Annotated in this window: 23 protein-coding genes; 8 read left to right on the top strand and 15 right to left on the bottom strand. The window is 69.2% G+C overall.

Going from position 1 to position 25,969, the window contains the following annotated elements; translation table 11 throughout:
• Positions 1-61 precede the first annotated feature (61 nt).
• Positions 62-1,117, bottom strand: a complete 1,056-nt coding sequence (locus ACVW00_RS02440; protein ID WP_457109308.1) for a WxL protein peptidoglycan domain-containing protein — start codon at positions 1,115-1,117, stop codon at positions 62-64.
• 101 nt (positions 1,118-1,218) lie between these two features.
• The gene (locus tag ACVW00_RS02435) at positions 1,219-3,402 is read right to left on the bottom strand and encodes a fibronectin type III domain-containing protein (RefSeq protein WP_457109307.1); all 2,184 of its coding nucleotides are present in this window, start codon (positions 3,400-3,402) and stop codon (positions 1,219-1,221) included.
• Between the two features lie 246 nt (positions 3,403-3,648).
• On the opposite strand from ACVW00_RS02435, the gene ACVW00_RS02430 reads away from it, so the two are divergent.
• Positions 3,649-4,356, top strand: a complete 708-nt coding sequence (locus tag ACVW00_RS02430) for a hypothetical protein (protein WP_457109306.1) — start codon at positions 3,649-3,651, stop codon at positions 4,354-4,356.
• 16 nt (positions 4,357-4,372) lie between these two features.
• Here the strand turns inward: ACVW00_RS02430 and ACVW00_RS02425 are convergent, their stop codons facing one another.
• Together ACVW00_RS02425 and ACVW00_RS02420 are read right to left on the bottom strand one after the other, a co-directional pair.
• Complete coding sequence (locus tag ACVW00_RS02425; RefSeq protein WP_457109305.1) at positions 4,373-5,563, bottom strand: HupE/UreJ family protein; 1,191 nt, start codon at positions 5,561-5,563, stop codon at positions 4,373-4,375.
• A 494-nt stretch (positions 5,564-6,057) separates the two neighbouring features.
• Positions 6,058-8,778 (bottom strand): CARDB domain-containing protein, encoded by a 2,721-nt coding sequence (locus tag ACVW00_RS02420; RefSeq protein WP_457109304.1) that lies wholly within the window; start codon positions 8,776-8,778, stop codon positions 6,058-6,060.
• 276 nt (positions 8,779-9,054) lie between these two features.
• Here ACVW00_RS02420 and ACVW00_RS02415 point away from each other — a divergent pair, with 276 nt between their 5' ends.
• Positions 9,055-10,137, top strand: a complete 1,083-nt coding sequence (locus tag ACVW00_RS02415; RefSeq protein WP_457109303.1) for a saccharopine dehydrogenase — start codon at positions 9,055-9,057, stop codon at positions 10,135-10,137.
• Positions 10,138-10,162: 25 nt separating this feature from the next.
• On the opposite strand, the gene ACVW00_RS02410 is transcribed toward ACVW00_RS02415, so the two are convergent.
• Together ACVW00_RS02410 and ACVW00_RS02405 are read right to left on the bottom strand one after the other, a co-directional pair.
• Complete coding sequence (locus ACVW00_RS02410) at positions 10,163-11,044, bottom strand: RNA polymerase sigma-70 factor (protein ID WP_457109302.1); 882 nt, start codon at positions 11,042-11,044, stop codon at positions 10,163-10,165.
• A gap of 2 nt (positions 11,045-11,046) precedes the next feature.
• Positions 11,047-11,631, bottom strand: coding sequence for a carboxymuconolactone decarboxylase family protein (locus ACVW00_RS02405; protein ID WP_457109301.1), 585 nt, complete (start codon positions 11,629-11,631; stop codon positions 11,047-11,049).
• Between the two features lie 100 nt (positions 11,632-11,731).
• Between ACVW00_RS02405 and ACVW00_RS02400 the strand changes: the two genes are divergently transcribed.
• A complete protein-coding gene (locus ACVW00_RS02400) occupies positions 11,732-12,343 on the top strand; it encodes a PilZ domain-containing protein (RefSeq protein WP_457109300.1) in 612 nt (203 codons plus the stop codon).
• 64 nt (positions 12,344-12,407) lie between these two features.
• Here ACVW00_RS02400 and ACVW00_RS02395 read toward each other — a convergent pair whose 3' ends face one another.
• The 6 genes from ACVW00_RS02395 to ACVW00_RS02370 all read right to left on the bottom strand — a co-directional run bounded on the left by ACVW00_RS02395 (position 12,408) and on the right by ACVW00_RS02370 (position 18,323).
• Positions 12,408-12,917, bottom strand: a complete 510-nt coding sequence (locus ACVW00_RS02395; protein WP_457109299.1) for a flavin reductase family protein — start codon at positions 12,915-12,917, stop codon at positions 12,408-12,410.
• Complete coding sequence (locus ACVW00_RS02390) at positions 12,914-13,411, bottom strand: NAD(P)H-dependent oxidoreductase (protein ID WP_457109298.1); 498 nt, start codon at positions 13,409-13,411, stop codon at positions 12,914-12,916. The genes ACVW00_RS02395 and ACVW00_RS02390 overlap by 4 nt, the downstream gene beginning before the upstream one ends.
• Entirely contained in the window at positions 13,408-14,568 is a 1,161-nt protein-coding gene (locus ACVW00_RS02385) for an LLM class flavin-dependent oxidoreductase (protein ID WP_457109297.1), read from the bottom strand. Before ACVW00_RS02385 ends, ACVW00_RS02390 begins: the two co-directional genes overlap by 4 nt.
• 15 nt (positions 14,569-14,583) lie before the next feature.
• Complete coding sequence (locus tag ACVW00_RS02380; RefSeq protein ID WP_457109296.1) at positions 14,584-15,810, bottom strand: SfnB family sulfur acquisition oxidoreductase; 1,227 nt, start codon at positions 15,808-15,810, stop codon at positions 14,584-14,586.
• Entirely contained in the window at positions 15,810-16,931 is a 1,122-nt protein-coding gene (gene sfnG / locus ACVW00_RS02375) for a dimethylsulfone monooxygenase SfnG (protein WP_457109295.1), read from the bottom strand. The genes ACVW00_RS02380 and sfnG overlap by 1 nt, the downstream gene beginning before the upstream one ends.
• A 147-nt stretch (positions 16,932-17,078) precedes the next feature.
• Positions 17,079-18,323: an acyl-CoA dehydrogenase family protein gene (locus tag ACVW00_RS02370; RefSeq protein ID WP_457109294.1), complete on the bottom strand. Its 1,245-nt coding sequence runs from the start codon at positions 18,321-18,323 to the stop codon at positions 17,079-17,081.
• 160 nt (positions 18,324-18,483) lie between these two features.
• Between ACVW00_RS02370 and ACVW00_RS02365 the strand changes: the two genes are divergently transcribed.
• From ACVW00_RS02365 to ACVW00_RS02355, 3 genes are all read left to right on the top strand, one after another.
• Positions 18,484-19,386, top strand: a complete 903-nt coding sequence (locus ACVW00_RS02365; RefSeq protein ID WP_457109293.1) for a LysR family transcriptional regulator — start codon at positions 18,484-18,486, stop codon at positions 19,384-19,386.
• Between the two features lie 202 nt (positions 19,387-19,588).
• A complete protein-coding gene (locus ACVW00_RS02360; RefSeq protein ID WP_457109292.1) occupies positions 19,589-20,833 on the top strand; it encodes an acyl-CoA dehydrogenase family protein in 1,245 nt (414 codons plus the stop codon).
• Between the two features lie 27 nt (positions 20,834-20,860).
• Positions 20,861-21,508: an AmiS/UreI family transporter gene (locus ACVW00_RS02355; protein WP_457109291.1), complete on the top strand. Its 648-nt coding sequence runs from the start codon at positions 20,861-20,863 to the stop codon at positions 21,506-21,508.
• 54 nt (positions 21,509-21,562) lie between these two features.
• Here ACVW00_RS02355 and ACVW00_RS02350 read toward each other — a convergent pair whose 3' ends face one another.
• Genes ACVW00_RS02350 through ACVW00_RS02340 form a run of 3 tightly spaced genes read right to left on the bottom strand, consistent with a single transcriptional unit; the run spans position 21,563 to position 23,021 of the window.
• Complete coding sequence (locus ACVW00_RS02350) at positions 21,563-22,024, bottom strand: SRPBCC domain-containing protein (protein ID WP_457109290.1); 462 nt, start codon at positions 22,022-22,024, stop codon at positions 21,563-21,565.
• Positions 22,025-22,033: 9 nt separating this feature from the next.
• A complete protein-coding gene (locus ACVW00_RS02345) occupies positions 22,034-22,681 on the bottom strand; it encodes a dihydrofolate reductase family protein (protein ID WP_457109289.1) in 648 nt (215 codons plus the stop codon).
• Position 22,682: 1 nt separating this feature from the next.
• Complete coding sequence (locus ACVW00_RS02340; protein WP_457109288.1) at positions 22,683-23,021, bottom strand: ArsR/SmtB family transcription factor; 339 nt, start codon at positions 23,019-23,021, stop codon at positions 22,683-22,685.
• 110 nt (positions 23,022-23,131) lie between these two features.
• Between ACVW00_RS02340 and ACVW00_RS02335 the strand changes: the two genes are divergently transcribed.
• Both ACVW00_RS02335 and ACVW00_RS02330 read left to right on the top strand, forming a co-directional pair.
• Positions 23,132-24,208, top strand: a complete 1,077-nt coding sequence (locus ACVW00_RS02335; RefSeq protein ID WP_457109287.1) for a serine hydrolase domain-containing protein — start codon at positions 23,132-23,134, stop codon at positions 24,206-24,208.
• Positions 24,209-24,422: 214 nt separating this feature from the next.
• Entirely contained in the window at positions 24,423-25,961 is a 1,539-nt protein-coding gene (locus tag ACVW00_RS02330) for a hypothetical protein (RefSeq protein ID WP_457109286.1), read from the top strand.
• Positions 25,962-25,969 lie beyond the last annotated feature (8 nt).

Raw genomic sequence — 25,969 nt, 5'->3', positions numbered from 1 at the left:
ATCGAGCCGTCGCACTGATCGAAGCAGAGACCGAGACCCGAGTCGAGATCGACTGGCGACGCTACTTCTGAGCCTTCTCCATGAGCAGCGCGTCCTCGACCGCCGCGGCGACCTTTGCGTCGACCCTCGCCTTGCTTGACCGTCGCCAGCGCTTCACCGCGAGGACGACGAACCAGACCAGGAGGCCGACTGCGACGAGCAAGCCGAGCAGGATCACGAATGACCACGCCGAGACAACCGCGCGAGTGGACGCCGTGACCGGCGCGAGTGTCGAGGTGGAACCAGCCGCGTCCGTCACCACCGGTGTCACGGTGACCTTCCCGGACAGCCACAGCATTGCGCGTACGTCGTCGACGGACGCTTTCGCCTCCCAGGTCTCACCGGGCAGCAGGTCCGGCAGGCGCGCGAGGTCGACCGTACGCGACGACGATCCGAGTCCGCCTGCGATCTTGACCCTCTGCAGCCCACCTAACACCGTGTTGCCGGTGTTGCGCACCGTGTAGCTGAGGGTGGCGTGGCCGGCGGCGATCGGGTTGTGGCCGTCGTAGCCGAGCGTCACGTGCTCGATCTTCAGCTGCGAGCGCACCACGCCGCTGACGCGCGCTTCGACGCGCAGGCCCATGCGCCGGTGGACGACGGTCCCCGTGCCGGACGGGTCCTGCTGATCGAGCACGGTCACGATGCCGCCCAAGTGGTCGCCAGGAGTGGCATTCTCAGGGACGGTCATGGTGAACGGGATCTGGACCTGCCGGTGTGCCGGGATGGAGACTCGCGTGACCTCGGGCTTCACCCAGGCGCCGATCTCCTTCGACCCCTTGTCGGGGGTGAGGATGTCGAACCCGCCGGAGTCGGTCGTGAAGCCGTCCGCGGCGTAGATCTTCAGCGTGATCGCCTTGCGGCCCTTGTTGGCGATGTCGATGCCGTCCGTCAGCTGCTCGCCCGGCTTCACGGTGTAGGTGAACTTCGGCCGGTCGGATCCGTACTTGCTCAACGCTGTCCGTACGGACCAGGAGTAGGAATCCGCCGACCCGTCCGCATGAGCAGGGACGGTGCCAACGCCGAGGCAGAGGAGGACGAGAGCGGTCAGCACGGCGAACAACCGTTTGAACGAGGACATGATCACAAACCTTCACGACAAGAGATACGGACGAGCAGGTGGGGGCAGCGCCGCGTCGGCACTGCCCCCACCCCTGGATCGGGTCGAGCTTTCCTTCCGAGCTACAGCAGCGTGTAGGTGATCTCAGCCCAGAAGTTGTGTGCCGCGTCGCCGCTGACTGACACGGGGAACTTCAGGCTGAGGTCGGCACCGACCTGGGCCGTGCCCGGAGCGTGACCGTTGCCCGCCGACGCAAGGGTGCGCGACGAGCCGAGACCAGTCCCGCCGCTGTACCCATCGACCACGGCTGCGCCCGCGTTGGCGCCGCCTCCGGCGGCGACGATCTTCGGCGCCCAGCCGACGTACTTCGCGAGCAGTGTTGCGTTGCCGTCCTTGAAGTCGGACACCTGGGCGTTCAGGGACCAGGACGTGTCCCCGAAGGTCCGGGAGTCCGTGACCGAGAGCGGGTCGACCGCACCGGTGGCGGTGAAGTAGTTGCCGTGGCGGTTGGCCGTCCCGAGGTTGATCAGGTGGTTGCCTCCGTTGATGAACCAACCCAGCTCACCAGGGTTCGCAGGCGGGACGTCGAGGGCGAGCAACTGCCCGTCGCCCTGGGTGCCGTCCCACTTCGTGATGTTGACCGAGTCCTGCGCCGAGCCGACAGGGGCCACCCCAGTGGTGGTCGTGTACTTGTCTGCGGTCGCGTTGCTCGACTGCCCCGGCGCGCCGCTGGCGGGCTGGTTCCGGTCGAACGTGCCGTTTCCGTTGGTGTCCGCAAGCGTGGTCGTGGTCTGCGACGCACCGCACCAGGTGCCGACGTGCTGTGTCGTGTACTTGTTCGGGTAGTCACACACACCTGCGACCACGTTGGTCACCGCGAGCTTGTCCGCCGTGACGGCGACCTTCAGGTAGGTACGGACGTAGTCCTGGTTCTCGACCGAGTTGGCCCAGTGCAGGGTGTGCGTCCCACCGGCCGACGGCGCGTTGGGCATCGTGGCAGCCGGGTACTTGCCCGTGTGGGTGGCGTCGCTCGTGCCCGCGATCGGCTCGGTGAGGTTGTAGTACTTGGACCCGGACGCGGAGTTGGTGGTCACGTAGATGACGCCGCCGGGACCGGCAACCACGTTGTTCGCGCCCTGTGCCTCGGCAGCGTTCTGCCGGTCCGCGCCACCGCCCTTGTTCTGCAGCACGTAGGAGCGCGAGTACGAGTGGTCGTGTCCCTGGAGCACCAGGTTGATGCCGAGCTCGGAGAACCCCTGCGTGTAGACGGGGCGACGGGCGGTCGCGTCCGCGTCGTTGGCGTGCGCGGCCGGCGAGTAGAGCGCGTGGTGGTAGGACACGACGCGCCACTTGGCGCCGGGGTTGGCCTTGACCGCCTTCGTCACGAACGCCATGTGCGCCGGGTCCTTGGAGGAGCCCTGGGCGTTGGAGTTGATCACCACGAACAGCACGCCCTTGTAGACGTACCAGTAGTCGCCGCCCGCGGTCGTCTGCAGGTCAGCGGTCGTCGTGTCGTAGTTCGGCAGGGAGAAGTGGTACTTGTAGCCGAGGTCGGAGGAGTCGTGGTTGCCGATCGCGGCGGCGTACGGCAGCGTCCGCAGCTGGTCAGGCGTGAACCAGGCGTCCCACTGGGACTCGACGTTCGCGGTCTCGATCTGGTCACCGGTGGACGTGAGCAGCTCCAGCGGCAGGGCGTCGTCGCTGGCGTCGGACTGCAGGACGCTCAGGGTGTCGGCCCAGCCGGCGGCGTCCTCCTTCAGGTCGGCAGAGGTCGACTGCGAGTTGTTGTTGGAGTCGGCACCCAGCTGCGGGTCACCGAACGCGGCGAACTCGAAGCCACTGCCGAGACCGAACGAACCGGTCTTGAAGGTGTACGTCGGCGACGTGCTGCCGTCGGACGCCAGGACCTGGTAGGAGTACGCCGTGTTCGCCTCGAGGGTGTCGAGCAGCGCGCTGCCCCGGTACGGCGAGCGGGCGATGTCGCCGCCAGACGCCCCTGTCGTCGGGGTGACGCTGGCGCTGTAGCTCATCACGTCCTCGTCAAAGGCGCCGGCGTTGAGGTCGGCGGTCTTCTCCAGCTGGACGGTCGAGTCGGTCCCGGCACTGGCGTACCAGGTGACGTAGCGCTGTGTCTCGTTGGCACCCGCTCCTAGAACGATGTCCTTCACGGTGACCGTGCCCGCGGCCTGGGCTGCTGGGGCGAGGACGCCGGTGACGAGGGTGCCCGCACCGAGGGCCAAGGCCCCGACGCTGGCGACCGCGCGGCGGCGTACGGACTTCGAAGTCCGCGACGAGCTGGCGTTCATTGATGGCGATCCTTTGCGAGGTCGGGGGTGCTTGCGGCGCAAACCTCTCGGTGCCCGATGAAGTCCGAGTGAACATGGACGGACGTTTCGGCTCGCCTCACGCGTACTTCTGGCGCCGACGGCCGAAGGACCTCCGTTCCGGCGCTTTAATGAGCGCGCCCAACCGCGCTCTCATCCCGTCCCACGCCCCCCGTTCAAGGAGTGGCTTTGCCCGTTTCGATTCGTCGTCGCACTCGAGGCGTCACCGTGACGATCGTCGTCGCGGCAGCGCTCGTCGCAGCGACAGTGCTTCTCCTGACGCGCACGGACGACATGGACTGGAGTGCTCCGCACTCGGCCCCGCGTGCCGACGGGCACCTCGCTGAGGGGTTCAACGCTCCGGACCTCGACAGCTACTACAGCAGCCAGGTGATCAACCCGGATCCGGAGACCTGGGACAAGGTGCGGCCGGCGAGTGACTACCGGGTCCTGGTGCTCGCGGCCGGGAAGGACGCGAACACGGCCCAGACCCCGCAGGTCGCCATCCTCGTCGGCGCGGTCAAGCGGTGGGCGAAGGCGGACGCCCGCGTGAAGCTCAAGGTCCGATACCTCGACGACCCTCACGCATTCGTCCAGGACATCGACAACGCCGCGAAGGGCGACCACGCGGACGTGATCGTTACCGCCGGCAACAGCCTGGTGGATCCCGTCGCCGCGGTTTCGGCCAACTACGCCGGCGACGAGCGGCAGCAGTTCCTGGTGCTCGGCGCCGAGGTCGCGGAGCCGACGATCAACATCGCTGCCACCGACTGGACCGGCTCGGCCTATCTCGGCGAGGGACTCGACGAGTCTCTCTCCTACGACCCGGCCGCGGTGACTGCCCCACGGGCGTACGCGGCCCTGCGTGCAGGGGTTGCGGCGGTGCTCAGCGGATACACGAGCGTCATCGTGAGGATCCCGGCCGATCGATACTGATCAGCACTGCTTCTGATCAGCCCAGGCGCTGTGCGAACCAGACCAGGCCCATCACCGTGACACCGGCGGCGATGAGGCCCGTGACCCACAGGTACAGCCTCTGGTTGCTCCGCCGCAACACGGCGAGCACGGGGAAGACCGCCACGATGATGGCTATCTGCACGGCCTCGATGCCGACGTTGAACACGAGCAGCGACCACAGCAGCTGCCATGAGAACGAGCTCGTGATCCCGAGTGCACCGGCGAAGCCGAGTCCGTGGACGAGTCCGAAACAGAAGACGATCGTGAGCCGGAGCCACCCGGCGCGGTCGAGGCCCAGAAGGATGCCGCCGCCCGTGTCGAATTCTGTGGCGCGGCTGCCTCGCGTGCGGAGCCGCCAGAGATGGAACGCGGCGACGGCTGCGATCGAGAGCGCGATCGTCGGTTCCACGATCCGCGTGGGCGGACTGACGACACCGAGCGCCGCCAGGATGAAGGTGACCGAATGGGCGACGGTGAATGTCGTCGCCGCCAGCACGACCTCGCGCAGACGCCGCGATCCCGCGATCAGGGCGATCAGGAACAGGATGTGATCAAGGCCGGTCAGCAAGTGGTTCGCGCCGAGACGGAAGAACTCCCAGAAGCGCTGGTACCAGCTCTGCTCGGTGGAGAACGACGCGTGTGAGTCGTCCAGGGCCGCGGAGCCGGACTTCCCGTCCAGCACGTAGGTGAGGACCGTCTTGGTCTGCTTGATGAACTTCTCGGAGTCCGGGAACAGGGCCGATCGGATCAGGTGACCGTGTTCAGTCTCCCCCATCTGGGGGCAGGTGTAGTCGAAGAAGACGGTCGCATACGGCACGTCCTGGGTCTTGTTCAGGTCCACCGACACGGCTTGCTCCATGGTCGGCGAACAGCGGTTCCCCGAGCCGGCCCTCACCGTGAATCGCAGGGCGACGTACTTCGTGATCGAGTCGATGTGTCCCTGCACCGCCTTGACCATGGCTGGATAGTCGCCGTCGTCCCAGGCCGGCTGGCCATCCTGGTAGAAGCTGTCGTCCTTCTCGGCCGACGCGACGGACACCACCAGCAGGTCGTACTCGAGCCCGAGCTTGACCCGGACGTGGTTCGGCTGCGGGGACGTCACCTGGGCGTACACCACGGAGTTCAATCCGTGCGCGTCGGCTGCCAGCTCCGTGAAAACGATGAACCCCGCCAGGGCAGCAACCACCAGTAGACCGCGACGCACGTGACTCCCTTGGACGATGCCGCAGAAGGTGCCAGTCGCAGGTGGATCAAAGGCGAACCGTGAGTGTCCGCAAGGCGATTCCGAACCGCTTTCTTCGTGCACTCATCGGTTCTTCAGCCGCTCCCCCGAGCGCCCCCGAGCTCACCTTCGCCAAGGTATCCGATGATGGTCCAACCAGATCTCCCGGTGCCTGATCAGTGACACGAGCCAGGGCAGCCAGAAGAACCTTCCGAAGGCAACGATCCAGATGCTGACTTGAAGCCAATGAGGATTGGCCGCCACATAGCCGACACCGAGTACGGCCATCGCTGGCCAGCGGTATCGCCCGATCGCGTCAATCGCCGCATCCAGGCGAGAACCGTTCGCCACGGCACGATGTTCTCACTCTCCACCCGCGGCTCACGGCGAGGCGAAGGTTGAGGAGGACGCGGCCCCGACCCTACGGACCGTCGCCGGTCCGCAGGGTCGCCCCGGGCTCAGTGCTTGAGCTGGTGCTCCTCCGACGCGCACTCGCCGTAGCCGGGCGGCGGGACGAAGTGCGCCTGCACCGAGCGGGCCCGGTCATCGACGAAGCCGCGGAACTCGCCGTTGCCGGCGATCTTCGTGGCCGACGTCGTCTCCTCGCCCCGGTCGTCGTGCCAAGCGAGGATCACGCTGCCCGCGGGTACGCCGGCCCCGTCGTCGACGGTGACCACCCTGCCCAGCACCAGTGAGCCGTCGCTCTTCAGCTCGCCGTCGAAGCGGGTCGCACGTCCGTAGGCGACCTCGGCGTTGACGCCGGTGACCACGCCTGGCCCGTGGAGGAAGGGGTCCTCCGGGTCCTCGAGCAGGCCGACGACGCTGACGTGGTTGGGGAAGATCCGCGGGTGCTTGTCGTCGCGGGGGTGGTCGCGACCCGGGTCCTTGCGGCCGCCCTCACGCTCCGGATCCATCGAGGGGTCGTCATTGCCGACCGCGTCCGGGGCGTACTCGAACATCACCTGCACCGGCCGCCGCTCCCCTGCCGCCAACGTCAGGGCCTGGTGCTCGAGGTAGGTGCGGTAATGCGGGTGCACCTGCCCGGCCTGGAGGAAGAAGCGCGTCGGAGCGGCGTACGGGTTGGACACCGAGACCTCGCTGACCTGCCGGCTGGGCGGCGAGGAGGAGGCCGAGATGAATCGCGCGTAGTTGCTCTGCGCCTCGTTGTTGTTGGGCGTGAGCTCCGACACCGGCGGGGTGGTCGGCGCGGAGTAGGGGTCGATCCGCACGATGATGCAGTAGTGCTGCGGGTGTGACGGATTGGACGGCGCGACCGGCGTCCACTGCACGCTGAAGTCGACCGTGGCACCCGGAGCGATGTCGTGGGTGTCGGTCGCGATCAGCGCCTCGGGGGCGCCGCCGACGGTGTAGTCCTTCCAGTAGAACTTCGCGGTCACACCGGGCGCGTTCAGCGTGCCGCCGTTGCGGATCTTCGCGGTCACGGTGTTGGGGTGGCCGTTCCACGGAACGTTGGCGAACTGGGCGTCGGCGAGGCTCTTGGCGTTGGAGACCTCGATGTCCGGGCTCTGCCAGGGGTGCGCGGCGTCGCGGGGCCACGGCCGGATCGTCGGGTCGGGCTTGCCGACCACGTCGTAACGGATCCGCACGCGGGCGAAGTCCGCGGTGATCTCGATGACCTCCGCGCGGAAGTCGACGGGGTACGTCGGGGTGGTCGCATCGATCTCGTGGTACCTCTGGCCGACGTCGAGCACGGCGCCGTCGTCGTCGCTGTGCTTGGCCAGGAGCAGCACGTCGGGCCGGGTCGAGCTCGCGGCCGAGACGTCGATGCCGACGACCCGCGCGTCGGGGATCAGCTGCTCGTCGCCGATCTCACCGGCCTCGCCGCGGCGGTACTCGAAGTAGTAGTTGTGCCCGTCGCCCACGCGCACCTCGATCGCGCTGAAGGAGTTGGGGAACGGCGCGCCGTGCTCGACCGGCGCGAGCACGACCTCCTCGTCGACCAGGCTGCCGAGCGCCAGGAAGTCGAAGGTCTTCACCCACTGCGGCTTGAGCCAGCCGAGCATCAGCCGGTGCGCGGCGGTGAAGTGCGGCCACGGGTCCTCCCAGTCCATCGGGTCCCAGCTCACGCCGGTGGCGTTGTTGCCGACGTTGCGGCCCGCGACGACGGGCTTGTACGCGTCGCCGAGGTTGAGGGTGTGGCCGAGCTCGTGGGTGAGGGTCTCGTACTTCGTGCGGCCACCGCCCTGGTCGAGGCTGGTGCCGTCGCCCCAGGTGTTCGACATGACCACCCCCCGCGCGGAGACGGTCTGGCTGTGCCCCGACCCGTCGGTGTAGGTGCCGGTTGCGTCGAACCCGCCGTACGGCCAGGCGATCTTCGACGGCGGGCCGGAGACCGGCTGCACGACGCAGACGATCATGTTGGCGCCGGCGAACTTGTCCACCCCGGCCGTGGTCATCACCGTGCGGCAGAAGGTGCTGACCGCCTGCCAGTCGCTGTTCACATCGAGGGTGAAGTACGACGACCAGCCGTTCGGCAGGTGCACGACGTCGGGAAGCACGTTCCCGGAGATGTCGATTCCGTCGGTGCCGTTGAAGTAGGACACCTCGCGGTAGTACTGCGCGACGCTGCGAGTGACGCCATCGCTGCCGATGGTCCCGTTGACGAGGTTGTCGGCCCAGTTCTGCTGCGCGTCGGCCACCGCGGTGCCGGTCGTGGCCCAGCGCTGGTCGTTGGTGTCGACGAGCACGACAACGATGTTGCGGGTGCCGGTCTGCGGCGTGGTGGGCACGTTCTGCGGACCGTTCGGGTCGCCGCCGCCCCACGTCGGCTGCGGGCCGGAGAGCTCGAGGGCGCCCCCGAACCAGCGCGTCGGAGAAGCGGTCGGGTCGTCCCACTCGTTGGTGACGACGAAGTGCGCCTCCCCCACGAAGTTCCCGGTGCTCCGCTCCGTCGCCACCAGCTTGTAGTCGCCCGGCACGTCGCCGGCGAGCAGCATGACGGTCGGCCGCTTGGGGTCGAACGACTCGTCCTTCGACATGGACACCGTGCAGCCCTCGCCGCCGGGCACCTCGAAGTCGAGGTCCTCGAAGGAGAACCCGAGGGTGCGGGTGCGCACGAAGACTCGCTGGTAGGAGCCGACGAACATCTCTCGCTTGAGCCGGAACAGGACCGGCCGGCGGAGTGGTCCGGGCCGGGGGACGCGGGTGGGGACGGTCATGGCGCACCTGCTTCTTCCTCGGCCCGCGACCTGTCCGCAGGCGCCTTTGAGAGGGAGGAGCAGGTGGGCCGTGGACAGATAGCGGCGCGGGGCGGGTCCTTGATGTTCTCGGCCGGTGCGGGTTGATCTCGTCGCCTTCTGACACTGAATGGAGCCGCGGTGCCGGACGCACTCAGCTCCCGCAGGTCCGCGCATCGCTACGGCTGCGAGGCGGGGCTCGAAGGGCGGCCCGAACCTGCGAGACCGCACCGTGCGCGACGATGACATCCTGACCACATGCAGCCCGTCCACCTGTGGATCCGATCCGAGTCCCGCGGCACCGAGCGGCGTGCGCCCGTCGTACCCGCCGACATCCCGCTGCTGGTGGACTCCGGGTTCGAGGTGACCATCGAGGAGTCGCCCCAACGGATCTTCCCCGTCGACGAGTACGCCGCGGCTGGGGCGTTCGTCGCGGGCGAGGGCACGTGGACCGACGCGCCCCAGGACGCCTACGTCCTCGGGATCAAGGAGCTTCCGGACGAGCCGGCGTCGCTCTGCCACCGGCACATCTACTTCGCGCACTCGTTCAAGGGCCAGGAGGACGCCCGGAACACCCTCGAGCGGTTCCGGCGCGGCGGAGGTCGGCTGCTCGACATCGAGTACCTGACCGACGAGGACGGCAAGCGGCTGGTGGCCTTCGGCTACTGGGCGGGCTACGTGGGCGCCGCACTCGGGTTGCTGCACCTGGCCGGCACGCTGGCCACACCGCTGCACCCCATGGCGAAGCACGAGCTCGACGCACAGTTGGAGCAAGCCGGGAGGGACGGGACCGACCTGCTGCTGGCGCTGGTCACCGGGGCCCGCGGACGGTCCGGGCGCGGCGCCCAGCGGGCGCTGATGACGGCCGGCGTGCCGATCACCCGGTGGGACCGCCAGGAGACCCGGGATCTGCACAAGCAGGCGCTCCTGGGCCACGACCTGCTGGTGAACTGCGTGGTCACACACACTCCGACGACGCCGTTCGTGGAGCAGGCGGACCTGGAGCACGAGCGCCGGCTGCGGGTGCTCGCGGACGTGACCTGCGACGTCACCGGCCCCACCAACATGCTCCCGGTGAACACCGAGATCACCACGTGGGAGGAGCCGGTACGCCGACTGCACGGCGGCAACCCGAAGCACGGCACTGCGCCGCTGGAGGTCATCGCCATCGACAACCTGCCGTCGTTGCTTCCCCGCGAGGCCAGCGAGGGGTTCAGCGCTGACCTCGTGCCGCACCTGCTCGGGCTGGCCGAGGGGGCCGGGCCGTCCCTGCCGTGGCAGGCGGCTGACAAGGCCTTCGACCGGGCGATCGAAGAGCTCGAGGCACCGGCAAGCTCTTAGCGCCGGAGAGGAGAGCAGCCCCTCGCTACCGGCTGAGCGTCGCCTGGTCGTCGATCCGACCGAGCTTCGCGGGGTTGCGCATCGCGTAGATCCGGGAGATCCGACCTTCCTCGACGACGAAGCTGACCGCGGTGTCGGCGCCGTCGAGGGTGCCCACGATCCGGATCCCCACCGCGCCGTTGAGCAGCACCGGCAGCATCTCGGCGCCCGGGGCGAGCCGGCCGAAGGGCCGCAGCAGGTTCGCGACCTTCTTGGCGCCCACGACCGGGTTGACGACGGCCTGCACCACGCCGCCGCCGTCGGCGACCAGGACCACGTCGGGCGCCAGCACGTCGAGCAGGCCTTGCAGGTCGCCCTGGGTGACGGCGGCGACGAACCGCTCGACCACCGCCTGCTGCTCGACGCGGCTGACCTCGACCCGTGGGCGCCGCGCGGCGACGTGCTGGCGCGCCCGGTGCGCCAGCTGCCGCACGGCGGCCGGTGACTTGTCGACCGCCGCGGCGATCTCGTCGTACGGGACGTCGAAGACCTCCCGCAGCACGAACACCGCCCGCTCGACGGGGGTGAGCGTCTCCAGCACGGTGAGCATGGCGATCGATACGCTCTCGGCCAGCTCGACGTCTTCGGCGACGTCCGGCGCCGTGAGCAGCGGCTCGGGCAGCCACTCCCCGACGTACTCCTCGCGGCGGCGCGCGTTCGACCGCAGCCGGTCGAGCGCCTTGCGGGTCACCATCCGCACCAGGAAGGCACGCGGGTCGCGCACGTCAGCGCGCGCCTCCTCGCCGATCGCATCCCACCGCAGCCACGACTCCTGCACCACGTCCTCGGCGTCGACCGCCGAGCCGAGCATCTCGTAGGCAACCGTGAACAGCAGGCCGCGATGGGCCACGAAGGGGTCCTCTGCCATGGTCACGACCCTACGGACACCGGCTGCGCAAGCGGCCTGAGGCCGCAGGCAGCGGCGAAGCCGTCCGACTCGATGCCCAGCGCCACGTTCGGGCGCGTGGTGAAGTTGGCGAACGCGATCACGGCGGTCAGCTCCACGAGCGCGGCGTCGCCCAGCTCGTCGCGCAGCCGCGCGACCATCTCGTCGGTGACCGAGGGCGGGGTGACCGTCATCGCCTCGGCGTACTCCAGGGTCTGCCGCTCGAGCGGCGAGAAGACGGCGGACTCGCGCCACCGCGGGATCTCGCGCGCCTTCTCCATGTCGAGGTTCAGGTTGTTGGCCTCGAAGTAGTTGTAGTCGAGGCACCAGCTGCAGCCGACCTGTGCCGCGACCGCCATGTGCGCGAACGACTTGAGCTGCTCGTCGCACGCGTCCCACTTCTTCACCTTGGCACCGGCGTTCGCCATGCTCGTCAGCACCTTCTGGTTGTGCCAGTAGACCCCCAGCGAGCTCGGCACCTGGCCGAGGGCCTTCCTGGCGAACCGCTTGATCAGCGCGCCCTTGAAGCCGGTGATCTCTGCGGCGGGGATCCGGGTGGTTCCGGTCATGTCGTCCTCCTCGTGTTCGGGGGTTCGACATCAAGACGCCGGCCGGCCTCGTGGTGTGACATGGCCACCGCGGAATGGCGAGGTGTCGTAGGTTCGTCCCGTGGAGGAGCATCCGGAGATCAACGACCCGGTCGTGCTGCGCGGCGCCGCGGGCGACGAGTACCCCAGTCGGGTCGTGAATCTCAGCACGGGCCTGGTGGTCGTCGCGCAGCCTCGCGACCTGCCCGGCGACGCGGCGTACGGCGCCGGCACGGACGTGAGCGTCGAGTGGGCCGACTCCGACAATGCCGTCATGGTGCTGCCGACCCGGATCCTCGCCGTCCACGGCGACGACGAGCTGTGGTCGCTGGTCGTGACCGGCGCCGCGGCGATCGGCCAGCGGCGGCGGTTCGAGCGCGTGGACGCAACCGGCCCGGTGGAGCTGCGGCCGGCCGAGGGCAACGACACCGCAGCGGTGACCGGGACCCTGGTCGACATCAGCGAAGTGGCGCTCCGCTGCTCCATCGAGACAGGCTCCGCCGACGGGTTCCTCGGGCAGCGCAACCAGGTCGTCGCCGCATTTCGCCTCGGCACCGCAGACTTCGCGATCCCCGGACGCGTCGAGTTCGCCCGCGGGACGAAGCGCCCGATGGAGACCGAGGAGCTCGTCGTCCTCTTCGACGAGCCCGTGCCCGATCCCGAGGAGTTGCGCAAGCAGGTCTACGGCCAGTAGGTGCGCGCGCTCCGGCAACGGACAGCGCGATCACTGACGTCGCCTGGACCTCTCTGTGGCGGTCTCAGGCCGGCTGGGACAGCCGGCCGAACGCACTGCGATGGAAGACCAGCGGCAGCGAGGTGTCGGTGTGGTCGACGGCGTGGAGCTGCAGGATCACGATCGTGTGGTCGCCGGCCTCCACCTCGCGGTAGATGGTGCAGTCGAACCGAGCCAGACCCTCGTCCAGAGTCACCGCGCCGTCGTCGGACGCGGTGACCGGTACGTCGTCGAAGCGATGGGCCACCGGGCCGGCGAGGCGCCGGCACACGTCGCTGTGGTGGTCGGCCAGGACCGTCAGGCCGAGGTGGTCTGCTCGACGCAGGTCCGGCCAGGTCTTGGAGCTGTTGGCCACCGAGAACGAGACGAGCGGCGGGTCCAGGCTCACCGAGGTGAACGAGCTCGCGGCCAGCCCGACGCGCTGATCGTCGACATCGGCGGCCACGGCCACGACACCGCTGGGAAACACACCGAACGCCTGCCGGAGCCGGGCCGGGTCGAGGTCCTGGTTGGTGGAGAGTGCTGCGATCGTCATGCGGGGGCTCCTGCCTGGGTGAGCGCGTCGACGACCGGGCGGACCTGCGCGAGCCAATCGGTGTAGGCGGTCGGGTCGTCGTGCCTGCTGTCGAGGACGTAGTGGCCGCGGACGGTGGTGCCGCCGATCTCGGCCAGCACCGGGCGGAGGCTGAGCTCCGGGGCAAGCGCGTGCGCCGGGCCGGCGCCGAGCATGAGGGGCACGGCGACACCGCTCAGCCCCATGGTCGAGAACCGGTCGAGGAACAGCTTGAGCAGCCCCGTGTACGTCGCCTTGTAGGTCGGACACGCCACGACGACGAGGTCCGCGGACCCGATCTGCTCGACCAGGGACGCCACCTCTTCGTCGTGCCAGTCGAGCAGCCGCCCACCGAGGGTGGCCAGGTCGACCACGACGTCGGGCTCTCGGCCCGAGAGCTCGCGCGCAACATGGATCGCGGCGGCGAGCGTGCGGGACGCCGGCTTCGGGTTGCCCACGAGCACCGCGGTGGTCATGACACGACCCTTCCGGAGCCGAAGGGCACCGACGCGGACGCGGTGACCGGGGCAGGATGCGTCCAGAGTCCGCGACGGGTCAGCTCCGGCAGCACGCCCTCGCCGAACCAGTAGGACTCCTCCAGGTGCGGGTAGCCGGAGAGCACGAACTCCTCGATGCCGACCTCGGCGTACTGCTCGATCAGGTCTGCGATCTCGGAGAACGATCCGACCATCGCGGTGCCGGCGCCGCCGCGGACCAGGCCGATGCCCGCCCACAGGTTCGGGTGGATCTCCAGGGAGTCCTTGCTGCCGGCGTTGAGGTCGAGCATGCGGCGTTGGCCGACGGACTCGCTGCGCTTGAGCCCGGCCTGCACCGTGGCGATCTGGTCCTCGCTGATCCCGGCGAGGAGGCGGTCGGCCTCGGCCCACGCCGCCTCGGAGCTGTCGCGGGCGATCGTGTGCAGCCGGACACCGAACCGCACCTGTCCCTCCCGACCCTCGTCGGCAGCGAGCTTGCGGATCCACTCGACCTTCTCGCGCACCGCCTCGGGTGGCTCACCCCACGTCAGGTAGACGTCCACGTGCTTGGCCGCGACCTTGCCGGCCGCCTCCGAGGACCCGCCGAAGTAGATCTGCGGCAAGGGGTCGGGCACCTGGTCGAGCAACGCGTCCTCGAGGCGGTAGTGCCTACCCTCGAAGTTCACGGTCTCGCCGGTCCACAGTGATCGGACCACGTGCAGGAACTCCTCGCACCGCTCGTAGCGGCCGTCCTTGTCCAGGAAGTCGCCGTACATCCGCTGCTCGTGCGACTCGCCGCCCGTGACGACATTGAGGAGGAGCCGGCCGCCAGAGAGGTTCTGGAAGGTGCCGGCCATCTGCGCGGACAGGAAGGGCGACGTGAGGCCGGGCCGGAACGCGACCAGGAACTTCAGCCGCTCCGACAGGCTGCTGATCATCGCGGTGGAGACCCAGGCGTCCTCGCACCAGGCGCCGGTCGGGGTCAGCGCGGCCTCGAAGCCCAGCTGCTCGGCGCTGCGGGCGATCTGACCGAGGTAGGGCACCGAGGCGGGACGCCCGGAGGCGCCCGCACTGACGCCGTGTCCTCCGCCGACGACCTGCCGGCCGTCGCCGCCGTTGGTCGGCAGGAACCAGTGGAACGTGAGCTGGTCGGTCATGAAGTGTCCTTCGGGTCAGAGTTGGCCGTGGTTGGGCGGCAGAGTGCCCTCGAGCGCGTAGCGCCCGAGGTGGCGGACCTTCCAGGCCGCGGGATCGTGAAGCGTGTGCGTGCGCGCGTTCCGCCAGTGCCGGTTCAGGTTGAGCGAGTCGAGCGCGGATCGGGTGCCGCTGACCTCGAAGAGCCGGCTCGCCGCCTCGAGCGAGGCCTGCGTTGTCGCAGCCCGGGCCGCCGCCACGGCGAGGCTCGCGGCGCCCGCGGTCTGCGGAGTGAGGTCTGCGTCTGCCCGGTCGATCGCTCGACCCGCCTCTGCCACGAGCGCCTCTGCGCCCCGCACAGCGAGCTCGATCTCCCCGAATGCCTGGATCACGGTCGGGTCGTCCGCGTGGCGCTCGATCCCGGCCTCGGAGAGCGCGTCCGGGTAGGGACGACTCTTCGTGGTCACGAACTCGGCGGCATCGCTGATCGCGGCTCGGGCGATCCCCGCGTCCAGGGCCGCGTGCAGCAGCTGTGCGAACGCGCCGTAGGTCTGGGGGCCTTCGAAGGTGAGGTGGTACGGCGTGATCCGGCTGTCGTGGACCTCGACGCCCTCGAGGCGCACCGTGCCACTGGCCGTCGTGCGTTGGCCCATTCCGTTCCAGTCGTCCACGACGCTCACTCCGGGAGCGGTCCGCTCGACCCAGGCGACGTGGATGGGTCCGTCGACGTCGAGGTGCGCCAGGACCGGAATCCAGTCGGCGAACAGTGCGCCTGTGCTGTAGCCCTTCTCACCGTCCAGTCGCCACCAGCCCTCTCCGACGGGCTTCAACGTGGTCCGGTAGTCACGCACGTGCCTGGTCCCGACCTCGGACTGCGCGTTCCCGAGCCTCTTGCCACGCAGAACCTCATCGAAGAAGAACGCCTGTTGCGCCGGTGTGCCCTGGTGGCGCAGGGCGTTGACGTAGACGAAGTGGCTGTGCGGGATCTGCGCGACGCTGGGGTCGCCCGCCGCGAGCAGCCGGAAGACCTCGGCCAGCGACTCGGTGGACAGATCCGGACCGCCGTACGCCGCCGGGACGGTGACCGCCAGCAGTCCGGACGCCGACACCTCCTCGAGCTCCGCTCGCGGCAGGATCCGCTCGCTGTCGCGACGGGCAGACCCCTCCGCCAGCCGGGCACCGAGGTCACGAGCAACGGCGATGGCCTCGGCTGCGGTGAGCAGGGGAACCCGGCCCGTCTCGATGGGCTCGGTCAGCGTGGGCATCAGACCCGCTCCAGCTCCGCGGCCTCGAGCTCGCGCACGATCGGCAGCACCTCGCGGCCGAAGTACTGGACGTCCTCCTGGAAGTGCAGGAAGCCGAGCAGGAAGAGGTTCGCGCCGGTGCGCTTGTACTCGAGCATCCGGTGCGCGATCTGCTCCGGTGTGCCGATCAGGCCGGTGCGGAAGCCGTCGTTGTACTGGACGAGGTCGGCGAACTCCGAGTCCTGCCACATCCCCTTCTTGTCGCCGGTCGACTGGCCGGCCTGCTTCACCGCGGAGCCGAAGCCCTCGACGGCCTCGTGGTCGGCCTTGTCGATGATCTCGCGAAGCACGTCGCGGGCCTCGTCCTCGGTGTCGCGGCCGATCAGGAAGCCGTTCACGCCGAACCGCACGTGACCGGCGCGACCGTTGACCGCGGCCACGTCGCTGACGTCGCGGACCTGCTCGGCGATGCCTTCGGGCGAGTTGCCGTTCATGAAGTACCAGTCGGTGACGCGGCCACCCATGCCGCGGGCATCCGTCGAGTTGCCGCCCATGAAGATCTCGGGGTGCAGGCGACCTGGTACGTCGTACGGCTTGGGCTTGAGATCGAAGTCGTGCAGCCGGTAGAAGTCCCCGTTGAGCTCGGCGTGGTCGCTCGTCCAGATCTCACGCAGGTAGCGGATGAACTCCTCGGAGCGGCGGTAGCGCTCGCCGTGCTCGAGCCAGGGCTCACCGAGCTTGGTGAACTCGTCCTTGAACCAGCCGCTGACGACGTTCACGCAGAAGCGGCCCTTGGTGTACTGGTCCGAGCTGGCGACCAGCTTGGCGAGCACGCCCGGCTGCCACAGCCCTGGGTGGACCGCGGCGATCACCTTCAGCCGCTCGGTCGCGAGAGCGATGGCGAGGCTGATGGAGGTCGACTCGTGCTGGTACGCCGCGCCGTACCCGGCCATGTAGCGCACCTGGGACAGCGCGTAGTCGAAGCCGTTGTTCTCAGCGAGGCGACCGAGCTCGACGTTGTAGTCGAGGCTCCAGTCGGTGCGCTGCTCGATCTTGCTGACCACCAGGCCGCCGCTGACGTTCGGCACCCAGTAGGCGAACTTGAGGGGCTCCTGCGCCCGGTCCTCGGTCGGTTCGCTCATGACAACTCCTCTAAGACAGTTATGTGCATCAGATTGCTCGACAATGGGACTTGATTCAAGGCGCGACGGCGCATGCCGGCGTCGGAACCCGCGACGGGGTGATAGGCAAGGCCTTCCACCCCGTCCCGGAGGACGCAGTCGCGGCGGTCACGTGTACCAGGTGGGCTCCGGGAGCTCGCCGAGGAGGGCGTAGCGGCCCACTTCGGCCCGCTTGTGGGCCACCGGGTCGTGGAGGCTGTGGGTGCGGATGTTGCGCCAGAAGATGTCCAGGCCCACGGCACTGGCGGTCGCCCGCGCACCGGTGACCTCGAAGACCCGGGTGCCGATCTCCAGCCCGACGTCGATGGCCACCTGCTTGGCGGCCGCGATGACGACGGCCGCCTCGCCGCGCTCCTGCTCGGTGACGGTGTCGGCGTGGGCATTGATGGCCTCGATCAGGACGGCGGCTCGCTCGCTCAGGGCCTCCGCGGCCCAGAGCTTGGAGCGCAGGTCGCCGTAGGCCTCGAGGATGTAGAACTCCTCGCTGCCGCGCTCCTTCACGTCCGCGGCGTAGGGCCACGGGCGCGTCCGCTCACGGGTGTACGTCGCGGCAGTGGCCAGCGCGCCCTCGGCGATGCCGACGTACATGTTGGCGAAGATCAGCTGGATCAGCGGGACGTTCAGGGTGTTGTAGACCCTGGGGACGAACTCGTGCCCGCCGTCGGTGGCGACATATCCGGCGGCTGCCTCCCAGGGCACGCGGACGCCGTCGATGACCACCCCGCCGCTCTCGGTGAGCCGTTGGCCGAGGCTGTCCCAGTCGCCCTTGAACCGAATGCCCGGCTGATCGGTGGGCACGATGGCGAAGACGTGCTTGTCGGTCCGCTCGATCACCCCTTCCAGGACGGTGACGTCGCTGACCCGGCCGCCGGTGGAGAAGGACTTCTCACCGCGGTAGACCAGCTCGCCTCCCTCCTCGGTGATCACGAGGTCGTCGTCGCGCGGGTTGACGGCGCCGCCGAAGAACCACGAGTTCTCGGCCGCCTGCTGCTCGACGGCTGCCACCTGCTCAGGGGTTCCGACGAGCCGGGCAGCCCAGGCCCACAGGTAGTGGTAGCCGAGGAGCTGGCCGATCGACCCGTCGCCGGCCGAGACGGCGCGGATGACCCTGAGCGCGGTCGTCCAGTCCTGGCCGGCACCGCCGTGCTCGACCGGACCGAGGAGCGTGACCAGCCCGCTGTCCTTGAGCAGCTGGACCTCGGCGTACGGCGTGGCGTTCGCCCGGTCGCGGGCCACGGCGTCGACGGCCAGCTGGGAGGCGACGTCGCGACCACGCTGCACCCACCCCTGGGCGTCGGTCGGCGTCGGTCCCCAGTGTGCGCGGATGGGGGTGGTCGGGTCGGTGAGTGTCATGGTGCCTCGCTCTCGGAAGATCTGGGGTAGGCTTTGTCTAGTAATTTAGTCGACTTTGAAGGCTGCGCAAGGCGTTCCTGCCTCGGCGGCGGACGGAAACACCGAGCGGGCAACCATCAGGCCGCAGTCGGATCGGGACACTCGGACAGAGGAGGTAGGCGTGCGCATCGAGCAGTTGGAGTACGTCGCCGCGGTGACCCAGCACGGCTCCTTGCGCCGAGCCAGCGAGCGGCTGCACATCTCGCAGCCGGCGTTGAGCGAAGCGGTGAGCAAGCTCGAGCGGGAGCTCGGCGTCACCCTGCTGGATCGCCGGCGCTCCGGCGCCCGGATCAGCCGCCAGGGTCAGGACCTGCTCCAGAACATGGTGGAGGTCCTCGAGGCGGTCGACCGCCTCAAGGTCGCGGCGGGCGACCAGCACCGGGCGAGCCTGACGGTCAGGGTCGGCACGGTGAACGCTGCTACCTCGACACTGCTGGTCCCCGCGGCGCGTGCCTTCCAGGACACGGTCCCGGGGACCACCGTGGAGATCCTCAACATCCAGCAGGCCGAGATCCACCAGGGGCTCATCGAGGGCTCCCTCGATCTCGGGCTGGTCAACGTCCTGGCCGGCGACGAACCGATCCTGCACCTGGTCGGCACCGACCTCCTGCACGGCCGCCCCGTCGTCGTGCTCCCCGCCGGCCACCCGCTCGCGGAGCACGAGGAGGTGACCATCGAGCAGCTTCGCGAGGAGCGGTTCGTGGCGATGCGCGCGGGCTACCTGATGCATCGGTTCGCGCACCGCCTCTTCGGCACGTCGATGCCCCGCGTCACCCACACCACCGACGGCGCCGAGATGGGCAAGCTGATGGTGTCCGAGGGGTTGGGAGTGTCCGTGCTGCCCGACTACAGCGTGGTCGGCGATCCGCTCGAGCGGGGAGGCATGATCACGACCCGCCCGATAGCGGGAGACCGGACGCGCGTCACGCTCGTCCTGCTCCAGCGCCAGACCGACCACGTCCCGGCGGCAGTCCGGGAGCTGCACGCGTCCTTGGTCTCGCACGCCCGGAACTCCGTGGCCTGACCGCCTCGGCGCGAACGGCTTCTCGGATGTGCCTCGGTCCACCACCCGGACGCATCGCTCATCGGTGGTCGGCGCTTCCGATGGTGCCGTCGGCAGCTCGGTGCAGCGATCACCTTCCTTCCTCGACGAAAGTCCATAAGATCACTAGACATTAGTGAGTTGTGCGATGCGCAACCTGTGAACTGGCTACCCAGGAGCACCCATGAGCACCCAGACCCGCGACCACATCGACAGTGACGATCGCCGGCGAGCCACGAGCCCGGCCGTCCGACCTGGCTCCCCCGAGCTGACCGCCCTGCTCGACCGCATCTCCGTCGATGCCGACGTACGCGACAGGGACGGCATCGCCCCGTTCGAGCAGATCGCGTGGGTCAAGCAGGCAGGGCTCGGCCGGCTCCGCGTTCCCGTTTCGGAGGGTGGCGGCGGCGCGAACGTTCGCGAGTTCTTCGCGTCCCTCATCGCGCTGGCCGAGGCCGACTCCAACGTCGCGCACATCCTGCGCACGCACTTCTGGTTCGTCGAGCAGCAGCTGGTCGCGGTCGATCCCGCGGCCCGTGCTCGTGGTCTGGCGATCATCAACTCCGACCAGCTCGTCGGCAACGGCTTCAGCGAGCAGAGCAAGCACGCAGTCGGGCTGCACTTCGACACCACGATCACGCCGCGCCCGGGTGGCGGATACACGCTCAACGGCGAGAAGTTCTACTCCACCGGCACCCTGTACTGCGACTACACACAGATCTGGGCATCGTCGGGCGAACACAGCATCGCCGGCGCCGTGGTCCCGGTCGACCGAGAAGGTGTGACGGTCGAGGATGACTGGGACGGCTTCGGCCAGCGGCTGACCGCCACGGGCACGACGCGGCTGCACGACGTGATCGTGCACGAGGACGAGTTCTTCGACCTCGGCGACCCTGACGACCAGCCGACCGGCTACATGGGCGCCTTCCTGCAGCTCTACCTGCAGGCCGTCACCGCCGGCATCCTGCGGAGCGTCCGTAACGACGCGGTCGCGCTGGTGCAACGTCGCGCTCGGAACTTCAGCCACGCCGCGGCGGGTTCGGCCGCCGAGGACCGTCAGGTCCTGCAGGTCGTCGGAGAGATCTCCGCCAACGCCTTCGCCGCCGAAGCCATCGTGCTCGCCGCCGCCGACGCCATTCAGGCGGCCTTCGACTCCGTCGTCGACGGTGCCCCGGCACCGGCCGTGGCGGAGGCCGCTCAGCTCGCAGCCGCCCAGGCCAAGATCGCGGTCGACGGGTTCTCCTACGCCACGGCCGCGAAGCTGTTCGACGTGGGCGGCGCCTCGGCGACGCAGAAGATCTACAACCTCGACCGGCACTGGCGCAACGCCCGTGTCGCCTCCACGCACAACCCCACGTTCCTCAAGGCATCGGCGGTGGGCGACCACCACGTCAACGGTGCGTCGTTCCCCGGCAACGCGTACTTCTGAGCCGAAGACCTGGAAGGAGACACTGCTATGTCATCCGTGGGACTGCTCTTCGTCGGAGCTGCGCTGTTCGTCAACGGCCTGCTCTTCCTCGGCCAGGTTGATGCCAAGACGGCCGGGGTCTTCAACCTCTTCGTGGGGGCCCTGCAGACGGCGATCCCCTTCTACCTGATCGCGACTGCCACCGACCCTGACCAGATCCTGGCCGCCGCGGGCATCTTCATGTTCGGCTTCACCTATCTCTACGTGGGGATCAACAACCTGGCAGGCTACGAGGGCAACGGCCTCGGCTGGTACTCCGCCTGGGTCTCGTTGATGGCCACCTGCTTCGGGATCACCAACATCGTGCGGTTCGACGACCTGGCGTCCGGACTGCTCTGGGAGCAGTGGTCCGTGCTGTGGGGGCTCTTCTTCGTGGTGATCGGGCTCGGCAAGGTCCAGTGGACGGCGCTGGCGGGGTGGCTCACGCTGGTGATGGCGTTCTCGACCTGCACGGTGCCCGGCTTCGTCTACCTGCTCGGCGAGACGGTGCCCGCCTGGGCCGTCGCGGTCGCCATCGCCGGCACCGTCATCGCGTTCGCGCCGATGGCGCTCCGTGTCGGCACGGGTCGTGCTCCGTCGGTCACTGCTACGGATTCGGACCAGGTGAACCCTGAGTCCGTCCTGGTCAGTTCCTGAGCTCGCGGACGCAGGGTCGATGCAGCGACGCGATTCTCCGAGTGCCGGACTGTGTCAGGCGAGGTAGCTGGCCAGAGTCTCGAGGATCCCCCGGCTGCCCTCCTCGCGGTTCGGCCCGTCGGCCCAGAACTGGTCGAAGAAGACCCCGTGCTCAGCATGGGTGAGCCGGGTGCCCTCGTCGATCGCCTCGAGCTCGAACGACGCCACCGACGTCGACATGTGGACCCCGTCGATCCACATGTCGTACGTGTTGACGATGCGGACGTGCTCGACGATGTCGGTGTAGGTCGCCTCGAACCGCGAGACCGGCCCGTCGTGGAACTTCCCCTCGGCGACGTCGCGTCCACCGACACGGAAGTCGAACGCCCACTCACCCGGCTCGAAGGCGTCGCCGGCGCCGAACCACTCGCGCTTCTGGTCCTCCTCGGCGAAGGCGCTCCAGACGCGCTGGACGGCGACGGGGTAGGCACGGGTCAGGGTGAACCCGGCGCGGGCGAGTCGGCGTTCGATCGTCATGAACCCGCCCTACCGCGTGAAGTTGACGTGGATGGTGCCACTCTCGGCCACCTCGGTCGTCACCTTGTGGGTGAGCTCGAGCCCCCGCAGGCCGTCCCACAGCCGGGTACCCCGACCCAGGATGACCGGGGCGATCAGGAGGTGCAGGTGGTCGACCAGCCCGGCGAGCAGGAACTCCCGCGCGGTGCTGATCCCCCCGCCGATGCGCACGTCCAGGCCCGCGGCGGCATCGGTCGCCTCGGCGAGTACGTCGCCGATGGCGGCGTCGCGGAAGCGGAACGTCGTGCCGCCCTCCATCGGGATCGATGGGCGCGGCGCCGTGTGGGTGAGGACGTAGACGGGGGTGCCGAACGGTGGCCGGTCGCCCCACCATCCCTTCCAGTCCGGGTCGTCGGGGAACGAGTGCAGGCCGAACATCGCCGCGCCCATGACCTCGGCACCGACGCCCTCGAAGAACGCGGCGGCGTAGCCCTCGTCGACACCGGTGGTGCCCGCTCCGCTGGTGTCGGCGAAGACCATCCTGCGGAACGTACGGGTCTGCGCATACGCGGCCGTCAGGCGCTCCCAGTCCTCACCCATCGGACTCTCGGGGGTCGGCTCGGCCGTCGCGGCGTACCCGTCGAGCGAGAGGAACAGGTCGGCGCGAACTCGTGTCATGTCAGGCTTCCTTCGGTGTGGTGCGGGTCAGGTGGATGCCGAGCCGGTCGGCCTGGCGTTCTGCGGGGGTTCGTTGCTCGCCCAGCCAGAGGTGCAGCACGTCGAGAGCGCCCGGCCTCAGGCTCACGGTGCGAACGCGTCCGTGCTTCTCCGAGGTCACGAGCCCGGCGCTCTCGAGAACGCGCAGGTGCTGCATGAGCGACGGCAGCGCCATCGAGAACGGCGCCGCGAGCTCGGACACGACGGCCGGTGACTTCGCCAACCGCTCCACGACGGCCCGGCGCGTCGGATCCGCGAGGGCGCGGAGCACAGCGTCGAGCTCGTCGTAATAGTTAGGCATACACCTAACTATTACGGAAGGGTCGGCATGCGTCAACGCTGTGCACCCGACGAAACCGCTTGCACACGTTGCCCGCCGCTGGGTGGATGAAGGGGTGGCCGAGGTGAGAGGTGAGTACGACGAGCGCGTTCGGTGCCGTGGCGCAAGCGCTGGACGATGCTCTCGCAGCGGGTGATGCGGGCGGATCTGCGGCCGTGTTCGTGGCCGGTGAACCGGTGGTCGACGTCTGGGGCGGCTCCGCCGACAGGGAGGGCACGCTCCCCTGGGAACGGGACACCATCGTCAACGTCTTCTCCGTGACCAAGACGATGACGTCGCTGTGCGCGCTGGTGCTCGTCGATCGCGGACTGCTGGACCCGGACGCCCCGGTGGCCAGGTACTGGCCCGAGTTCGCCCAGGCGGGCAAGGAGCGAGTGCTGGTCCGGCACGTGCTGGCGCACACCGCCGGCCTGCCCGACTGGGAGGGCGAGGTGGACGAGCTCTACGACTGGGACACCGCGACCGGGCGACTCGCCTCGACCGCTCCGCAGTGGGCGCCGGGTACGGCGGTCGGCTACCACTCCCTCACCCAGGGGTTCCTGGTCGGCGAGGTGGTCCGCCGGATCACCGGGCGCAGCATCGGGGACTTCTTCGCCACCGAGGTCGCCCGACCGCTGGGCGCGGACTTCTGGATCGGGCTCCCGGAGGAGCACGACCCTCGGGTAGCCCTGGCGATCCCGCCGGCCGGCCGCGGGGACGACTACACCGCCGGGTCCTCGGCACAGGACGCCCCGGCCACCGGAGGCACGCCGATGTCGGTCCGCGACGCCAACACTGTGGAGTGGCGGCGCTCCGAGATCCCCGCGGTCAGCGGCTTCGGCAACGCCCGTTCGGTGGCCCTGGTCCAGTCGGCGATGGCATGCGGAGGCACCCTCGGCTCCCTGCGACTCCTGTCCCCGGAGACCTGCGACCTCGCGTGGGCGGAGGAGTTCTCGGGCGAGGATCGGGTCCTGGGCATGCCGGTCAGCTGGGGGCTCGGGTACGGCCGGCTCGGCGGGACCTACGGCTGGGGAGGCTGGGGCGGCGCCTTGGTGATGATCGACCCGGACCGAGAGCTGGTCGTTGCCTACGCGACGAACCAGATGCGCGAGCCGGCCCACGACGACCGCGGGATGCAGATCGCGATGGCGGCACTGACCGCTGTCTGACCGATTGCCACACCAGGGCTCCGCTGAGCGGCTGACGACAGCTCTGACGTGGCAATCGGCGTCGAGAACGCCGGACGTGTGGTGGGTCCTGACTCAGGTGCGGTCGCGATGACCAGGTTTGCCGGACGGGCCCACATCCGGCGGGATTCGACCTAGACTCGCCGCTGCGATGCGGCCCGACCGGGCTTGCCGACAAGCGACGAAGGGCAGACCGATGTCTCGGGGGATTCGTGGGGTCGTGGTCCAGAGTGCGCTGCTCCTGGGCGCCGTGATCGTTGCCGTCCCTGCGCCCGCGGGAGCGGCCGGTGGTTCCAACGGGTGGGCACAGCGTGAGGATGCGACGGCGCCCGCGTCGGCGTCGTCGTACTCGTGGGCGGGGCCGGACACCGGTCTCTACCTGATGTCCTCTCCCGGCCAGGTCACGGTCTCCACCAACGCATCGCAGGGACAGGACCTCAACGCCAGCTTCGCGGCTCCGGCCGGTCAGGCGCTGCAGGCCGGCGCGACGTACACGGTCAACGCGTGGCCGCGCGACCCCACCGCTGCCGCCGGTCGGCTGCTGGTGTGGCGCGACCGCACGATGTGCGGCAAGACCGTGGACGAGATGTTCCCCAGCTACGTGCCGGCGAACCCGGCGACAGGCTCGTTCCACGTCAACGAGATCGAGTACGACGCCTTCGGGCAGGTGACCCGGTTCGCGGCGACGTACGAGATCAACTGCCAGTACGTCGGCGGCCCGCTCGGCTTCGAGGGCAGCGTCGCGGTGAACGCGACCGCACCCGCGGCGCCGGTCCCGGACGCGCCGGCGACGCCCGGTCCGGTCACCGGCCTGACGGCCAGCAACGTCGGCCCCGACGGCAGCGACACCAACATCACGACGCTGACCTGGACGAACCCGGCTGGCATCGGCGACGTCGACCTCGGGATGGCCCAGTCCTCCAACGTCGCCAAGCTGCCGGCCCTCCTCGGGGCGTACGGCACGGCGCTGTACCGCGGGACGGCCAGCCGCTACCGCGAGACCCGCATCGACTTCATGGACACACGCACCTACCGGCTGGTGCCTCGTGGACCGTCGGGACGTCTCGGGCCCGCGACCCTGCTGACGGTCATGGGCACCCGACTCGACATCCCGAGCTCGACGAAGGTCACCATCGGCCAGGAGGCGCACTTCTCGGGACGGCTCAGCGAGTCCTGGGACTACGTCAAGCCCGCCGACGTGATGAAGGGGCCCGGCCTGGTCGGGCGCACCATCGTCCTGTGCCGGCAGTCGAGCGTGGACTACGTCGACGGCGAGTGCACGGTCGTGGACCGCACCACGACCACCACGGACGGTCACTTCACGCTGTCCGCGCGCCCGATGCGCAACAACATCTACAGCGTCGTCGTGCCCGCGACCCCGCAGATGCTCGGCAACTCCTCGCGCGTGGTCAACGCCCGAGTGGCTCCGGTTGCGGACCTCAACGCGCCTGAGTCAGAGCGCATGGCGGCAAGGGCATTGGTTCGGCGCGGTGCGATCATCCACTTCTCCACCAGGCGCGCGCCCGCCGGCTCGACGGGCATCGTCCGTCTCCAGCGCTTCGACGGACACCGGTGGCAGACCGTCGCAACGAGGAGCCTGTCCAGTGGCCCGCGTCGCCTGGCGATCCCCTATCGGGAACGCACCCGGGGCCTGCACGCCTACCGGGTGCTCAAGCCCGGCGACACGCACCACGTCAACGGCTACAGCAAGATCGTCCACGTCCGGGTCAACTGACCGAGGAG

The organism is Marmoricola sp. URHA0025 HA25, from assembly GCF_054059435.1.
Note: the sequence above shows the minus strand (reverse complement) of the source record. Positions and strands in the feature narration are given on the sequence as shown.